This window comes from Caldisericia bacterium (genome assembly GCA_021158845.1).
In the GTDB taxonomy this organism is placed as follows: domain Bacteria; phylum Caldisericota; class Caldisericia; order B22-G15; family B22-G15; genus B22-G15.
On the sequence record JAGGSY010000066.1, the window covers coordinates 1 to 6,687 of the forward strand.

9 protein-coding genes and 1 riboswitch are annotated in these 6,687 nt (G+C 37.0%); of the genes, 7 read left to right on the top strand and 2 right to left on the bottom strand.

Annotated elements, in window-relative coordinates:
- From J7J33_02650 to J7J33_02680, 7 genes are all read left to right on the top strand, one after another.
- Positions 1-184 (top strand): SDR family oxidoreductase (locus tag J7J33_02650; GenBank protein MCD6168191.1); only part of this gene is annotated, 184 nt, incomplete at its 5' end.
- A gap of 99 nt (positions 185-283) precedes the next feature.
- A riboswitch (FMN riboswitch) is annotated at positions 284-424 on the top strand.
- A 23-nt stretch (positions 425-447) separates the two neighbouring features.
- Entirely contained in the window at positions 448-993 is a 546-nt protein-coding gene (locus J7J33_02655; protein ID MCD6168192.1) for an ECF transporter S component, read from the top strand.
- Complete coding sequence (locus tag J7J33_02660; protein ID MCD6168193.1) at positions 986-2,692, top strand: radical SAM protein; 1,707 nt, start codon at positions 986-988, stop codon at positions 2,690-2,692. The genes J7J33_02655 and J7J33_02660 overlap by 8 nt, the downstream gene beginning before the upstream one ends.
- Positions 2,693-2,702: 10 nt before the next feature.
- A complete protein-coding gene (locus J7J33_02665; GenBank protein MCD6168194.1) occupies positions 2,703-3,320 on the top strand; it encodes a DUF2344 domain-containing protein in 618 nt (205 codons plus the stop codon).
- Positions 3,298-4,176 (top strand): hypothetical protein, encoded by an 879-nt coding sequence (locus J7J33_02670; protein ID MCD6168195.1) that lies wholly within the window; start codon positions 3,298-3,300, stop codon positions 4,174-4,176. Before J7J33_02665 ends, J7J33_02670 begins: the two co-directional genes overlap by 23 nt.
- The gene (locus J7J33_02675; protein ID MCD6168196.1) at positions 4,169-5,143 is read left to right on the top strand and encodes a hypothetical protein; all 975 of its coding nucleotides are present in this window, start codon (positions 4,169-4,171) and stop codon (positions 5,141-5,143) included. The genes J7J33_02670 and J7J33_02675 overlap by 8 nt, the downstream gene beginning before the upstream one ends.
- A gap of 3 nt (positions 5,144-5,146) precedes the next feature.
- Complete coding sequence (locus J7J33_02680) at positions 5,147-5,713, top strand: manganese efflux pump (GenBank protein ID MCD6168197.1); 567 nt, start codon at positions 5,147-5,149, stop codon at positions 5,711-5,713.
- On the opposite strand, the gene J7J33_02685 is transcribed toward J7J33_02680, so the two are convergent.
- Complete coding sequence (locus J7J33_02685; GenBank protein MCD6168198.1) at positions 5,710-5,886, bottom strand: hypothetical protein; 177 nt, start codon at positions 5,884-5,886, stop codon at positions 5,710-5,712. The genes J7J33_02680 and J7J33_02685 overlap by 4 nt on opposite strands.
- Positions 5,864-6,625, bottom strand: coding sequence for a ParA family protein (locus J7J33_02690; GenBank protein ID MCD6168199.1), 762 nt, complete (start codon positions 6,623-6,625; stop codon positions 5,864-5,866). The genes J7J33_02685 and J7J33_02690 overlap by 23 nt, the downstream gene beginning before the upstream one ends.
- Positions 6,626-6,687: the final 62 nt, after the last annotated feature.

Consider the following 6,687-nt stretch of genomic DNA (forward strand, 5'->3'; position numbering starts at 1 on the left):
GAAACTCTACAAGCTTGAAGGAGAGTTTATAAAGGCAGGAATAGAATACATGTGGCGACTTCCATTTACGAGACTTGGAGACCCAGATGAGGTGGCGAGGATTGTCCTTGTTCTTGCGAGCGACTTTTCCACATATGTCAACGGTACCCTTGTTGTAGTTGACGGAGGCTTCCTCTCCGCATAAGTTTTAATGGAGTAGTTTCCATTTTTTGATTTTAAATTCCTGGTTTAAGTAATAGAATTTTGAAAATTTTATTTTTTGTTGTATAGTAATTTATGATAAAAAAACCTTCGGGGTCGGGTGGAATTCCCTACCGGTGGTAATGGGTCCTTTGGACCTTAGCCCACGAGCCTCCCTAAGGGGAGGCAGATTCAGGTGAGATTCCTGAGCCGACGGTGAAAGTCCGGATGGGAGAAGGTTCCCTCCCCGAAGAAAAGGAGGGATTTATGAAGAAGAGTCTTAGAGATCTTATGTATGGGGCTTTGCTTTCAGCCCTTGCTTTCGTTTCTATGTATCTAATTCAAATTCCAATCTTTCCAGCTGCACCCTATCTTCAGTTTGATCCATCAGAGATCTTCTCTCTCTTTGCAGCTTTCTTTATTTCTCCATTGATGGGTGTTCTTGTTACCCTTGTAAAAGTGATTCTATTTTATCTTGTAAAGCAGAGTGGAGGTATTATTGGTTCAATCTTGAACTTTCTTGCAGTATCAAGTTTTGTGTATGTAGCCGGTGTAATTTACAGAAAGAGAAAGAGTTTTCTCCTGCCACTTGTTATGGGAACCCTTGTTAGAGTTGTTGTAATGATTCCATCAAACATCTTTTTTCTTCCCCTATACCTTGGAGTCCCTGTAAAGGATGTAGCAGTTTATCTCTATTCAATTAACATCCCCTTTAATGTAATTGTGAGTGGTATAAATGGCTTCCTGTTTGTTATAATTGTTTATAGTTTAAGGAGGATTCCTGAGCTCAAGAAGATACTGGGTAATGCTTGACGAAAAGGAACTCCTCTCCTTAAGAAAGCCTGCAAGATACATAGGAGAGGAGTGGAATGAGGTAAAGAAGGATTGGAATAATAAAATCAGGGTAGCACTTTCCTACCCTGATTTTTATGAGGTGGGGATGTCCAATCTTGGACTCTCCATTCTCTATCATCTCATAAATGAGAGGAAAGATTCTCTATGTGAAAGAGTTTTTCTTCCTGACATAGATTTTGAAAATCTTCTAATTAAGAAAGATATCCCTCTATTTTCCCTTGAATCAAAAAGACCTATTAAGGATTTCCATATCTTTGGAGTTAGTATACAGACAGAGTTAACATATACGAACTTTTTAAACCTCTTGTATCTTTCAAAAATTCCAATTTTCTCAAAGGAGAGAAAGGATTTCCCTGTAGTTATAGTTGGAGGACCATCTGCTTTAAATCCTATGCCTCTTTTACCCTTTGTTGATGCCTTTGTCATTGGTGAAGGTGAGGAGGTTGTAGGGGAGATAATTGATGAGTTTGTATTGGATAGAGAGGAGTTTCTTAAAAGGATTTCAAATATAAGAGGGGTCTTTGTTCCAAAATTTGGAATAAAAAAGGTTGAAAAAAGGTATGTAAAGGACCTTGATAAGGCATACTTCCCTGTAAAACCGATAGTCCCCTATACAGAGGTTATTCATGAGAGGGCAGTGGTTGAAATATTCAGAGGGTGTGATAGAGGTTGTAGGTTCTGTATATCTGGAATGGAGAAGAGACCAAGGAGGGAGAGGAGTGTTAAAAATATACTCTCTCTGACGAAAAAGATACTTAAAAATACTGGATTTGAAGAGGTTTCTCTTCTCTCCCTCTCTACATCTGATTATTCAAACATCCTTCCACTGGTTGAAGGTTTGAGGGAGATTACAAAGGATAAAAAGATTTCTGTTTCCCTTCCCTCTCTGAGGATTGATAACTTCTCCCTTCAGATACTTGATATTATAGATACAGGAAGAAAGACAACCCTTACCTTTGCACCTGAAGCAGGGACTGAGAGGTTGAGGAATGTTATAAACAAACCAATTAAGGATGATGACATTTTTTCTGTTGTAGGGGAGGCAGTTAAGAAGGGATGGAGGAAGATAAAGTTTTACTTTATGATTGGTTTACCCACAGAGACCATGGAGGATATAGAGGGGATAGTTGATATTGTAAGAAGGATAAGGATGGAGAATAAAAGAATCACTCTTCACCTCTCCATCAATCCCTTTATCCCAAAGCCATTTACACCCTTTCAATGGGAGAAATTTTTATCAAAGGAAGACTACCTTAAAAAGAGAAATTTTTTAAAGAGGAATATAAAGGGGATAAGACTCTCCTTCAGGACATGGGAAGAATCATTTGTTGAAGCTCTTCTTTCAAGGGGTGATAGAGAATTGGCTAAGGTAATTTACGATGTCTGGAAAAGGGGAGGAAAGTATGAGACATGGAGTGAAAAATTTGATTTTAGTTTGTGGAAGGAAAGTCTTAAAGGAAAGGAGGAACTTTACAGAAAAATTCTTGATGGTTTTCCCGAGGAGGAGATCCTTCCATGGGATTTTATAGATATAGGTATAAACAAAGGATTCCTTAGGGTTGAAAGGAAAAGAGCGAGGATGGAAAAGGTAACCTATCCATGCTTTGGTGATTTAAAGAAATGCACTGGATGTGGAATATGCTTCAGAGGATGGTAAAATAAGTGAGATGAGAGTGAGAGTGGAGTATGGAAAGGAAGGAGCACTTATCTTTATCTCTCACCTTGATCTTGTAAGGGTGTGGGAGAGACTCTTAAGGAGAACAGACCTTCCCTTAAGATTCACAGAAGGTTTTAATCCAAGAGTTAAAATGGATTTCTGTCCACCCCTTCCCATGGGGGTTGTTGGTGAGAATGAGGTGATGGATTTTTATCTTATAAAAGAAGTTGAAATTGAAGAAATCAAGAGAAGATTAAAGGAAAACGCTCCAGATGGGATGAAGATAAAAAGGGTTAGAATTACACCAGAGAATTCTCCATCCCTCTTTTCCCTTACAACTCATTTTGAGATAGAGTTCTTTGGAAAAGGTATTAAAAGTTTGAACCTTAAAGATTTGACAATAACAAGAGTGAATAAAAAGGGAAAGAAAAGAGAGTTTGAGCTTAAAAGAATCATTCTCCTTGAAGAGGAGAAAAGAAAGGGTAAAAGAATTATTATGAGAAATGAAGGAATTGGGCTTTCAGATATAGTGAAGTTTCTAAAGGAAAAAGGGTTAATTGATAGAGTTATTAGAAAAAATTTATTAATAGATATAGGAGGAAGGTTTGTCCCACTCTTTGGAATATGAACTCACCGTTTTTGGAAGTTTCAGTTTTGATTTAATTGAGCTTCCATCTGGGGAAAAGATTAAATGTGCAGGTGGTAGTGGAAATTATTTTTCCCTCTCTGCGTATCTTGCTGGAGCAAGTGTTGTGCCAGTGGGATATTTATCCAGTGGAATTAAAGAGGATACTATAAAAAAGATAGAGAAGAAACTTCCCCTTAAATACCTTAAGAGGGATGGAGATATATCATTTCATATAAGGTATGATGAGAACTGGAATGACCACTATTTAAAAGATATTGATAGAGATATTGAAATATTTGATTATAAGAGTATTCCTGAAACTCCCTTTGTCCATGTGGCAGTTATATCAGATGAGAGGCATCAGCTTGAGATTTTAAAATATTTCAAAGAGAGAGGTAGTTTTGTTTCTTCTGGAACATACCTTTTGAGGATAAAGAGGGAGAGGGAGAATGTCATTAAGACCATAGAGGTATCTGACCTGTTTTTCCTAAATAAGCTTGAGGCACTGACCCTTTCTGGTTCTGATAGTTTCAATGATGCCCTCTCTTTCTTCTCAAGGATGAACAAGATGATAGTTATAACAAGAGGAAAGGATGGAGCAGTTTTTGTTAAGGGAAAGGAGATCCATGAGGTTAATTGTGTTCAACCTGAAAGAGTAAAAGATGTCACTGGAGCAGGTGAATCTTTTGCTGGAGGTTTTGTTGGTTCATTTATAAGATACAGAGACCCTTTTCTTTCCTTAAAATTTGGTTCAACCCTTTCCTCCTTTGTTATTGAAGATTTTGGTATAAACAGACTCCTTGAGATAGAAAGAGAAGATGTAATTAGGAGGTTAAAGGAGGCGTACAATGATTAAAATAAACAGCAGTAAAGTTAATGAATTGGGAAGGTTTCTTAAGGATAGGAGAATAAGTTTTAGGGTTCTACCGGGGATAGATAGGGCGAAGACAAAAGAGGAGGCAAGGGAGAGACTTACCCTTCTTTTCTATGTGGATGCCATATGCCACCAAACCCAGAATTTCTCAGGAGTTGTTGATGGAGTTTTTAAAAGGGGATGGGATTTTCTCCTCTCATCCTTTTTAGAGGAGAAGAGAAGGGATCCAGAATTTATAAGTGTTGAAAGGATGATGAGGATTAAAGGTTCTGATTTAAAGAGGATCTTTAAAGGTTCTGGCGATAGATACTATGAGAGAGCCTATCTACTTAGAAATGCAGCAAGGATTTTAAAGAGGGATTTTTCCTCTGATGTGATGAAGATAAACGAGATTTCAGAAGGATTTATAAAGAGAGAAGATGGACTGGGTATGATTGATCTATTTCATAGATTTAAAGCCTACTCAGATCCCTTATCAAAAAAGACATTTCTATTTTTAAACATTGCAAAGAAGGTTGGTTTCTGGGAGATTAAGGACGAGGAGAATCTATGGACACCTGTGGATTATCATCTTGAGAGAGTCTCTTTAAGAATTGGAATTGTTGATGTGGAAGATCCATTAAGGAGGAAACTTCTTGATGGAAGGAGAGTTTTTCTCACAGAGGATTTAAGGTTAAGGAAGATGATTGGTGATGCTGTGAAAAGGGTTTCAGAGATTTCTGGTATTCCCATTGAGAAACTTGACCAACTCTTCTGGTCTCTTGGAAGGAGCCTTTGCTTGAAGAGTGGAGCAAAGTGCGAAGGGACTAATGAAAAAAACTGCACCCTCACCCTTATAACAGGAATTCCATGCGATAAAAGGTGTATATTTAGCGAGGTGTGCCTTGCTTACAGAGATGAGGAGAGAAGAAATTTTAAAGAATCCAATGTCTTTACCATATACTATTAAATAATGAATCCATTAACTCTGTTTATAATTGCAGTTAGTTTATCAATGGACTCCATGGCTTCCTCCATAGGTATGACAGCGTCTCTTAAGGAGAAACTTTTTAAGGACATTTTAAAAATTTCCCTCTCCCTATCAATAACCCAATCTTTAATGGCTGTCCTTGGGTGGATTCTTGGGGATAATCTCTATGAGATTATAAAACCAGTAGATCACTGGGTTGCATTATCCCTCCTCCTCTTTGTTGGTCTGAGGATGATCTATGAAGGGATAAAGGATGGCGAGATAAAGATAAAGCGTTTCAGTGGAAGTCCCCTCTTTTTAATTCTTATCTCCATTGCCACAAGCATTGATGCCTTTGCTGTTGGATTCTCCCTCTCCATAATAGGAGTATCAATCCTCCTTCCAGCGTTTGTGATATTCCTTGTGACTTTCTTTATAACATTTACCTCAAGCTCAATATCTTCAAATTTTCTTAAAAGGTTTGAAAGGATTTCCACAATAATCGGGGGAAGTATTCTAATAATAATAGGATTTACAATATTTATAGAACACACAATAAAGAATATTTAACCTTCCTCTATGAATTTCTCTACTGCCTTTTCAAATAGTTCTGAAAGTTTCATGTCATGTTGGACTGCATAGATCTTTGCCTTCTTAATCAACTCCTTGTTTATGTAAAGAGTTAGAGTCTTCTTTTTAAGCCTCGCCGATTCCTTAAGTTTATCCAGGTAGCTTTCCTTCATTCTTTAACCTCTCTTCAATCTCTTTAAAAAGACTAAGGAAAGCTTTAGATGTTTTGTGATTAGGATACAACTCAAAAACAGGTTTTATGTTTGCAACAGCTTCCTTTACTCTTACAGATTCAGGTATTATTGTTTCAAAGAGTAGATCTTTATATTTTTCTTCAAGTTCTTCTTTTATCTTTCTGTAGAAAATAACCCTCTCTTTCACAATGGAGCGGATTATTCCAAGGGGTTTAATCTCTTTTTTTGTACTTTCCTTTATCTTCTCTATGGATTCTATTAGGTCTGATAGACCATTTATGGAGAACTTTGATATATCCACTGGAATTATCACAAAATCACTTCCAAGAAAAGCATTTGTTGTGAATAAACCAAGAGATGGCGGTGTATCAATGATGGCAAAATCATATTTTCTTTCTTCTGATTCAAGGAAGTCTTTGAGTCTAAAGAAGTTGGTTAGTTTAACATCAGCTTCATACTTGGAGAGGGTTATATCTGAACCTATAAGATACAAATTTTCCTTTATTTGCATAGGCTTTGGCTTCTCTCCCTCAAAGATTAATTTTATGTGGGATGCATCTGGAACTTCATCCTCCATAAGGGAGGTGGTGAAGTTTCCCTGTGGGTCCATATCAATTGATAAAACTTTATACTTTTTCCTAAGGAAATTAACTAAGTGGAAGGCAATGGTGGTTTTTCCAACCCCTCCTTTCTGATTGGCAAGGACTATCTTGATCATGTCAACCTCCTTGATTATTTAATTACTTAATTAAATTATAACATAATTAAATAATTACATCA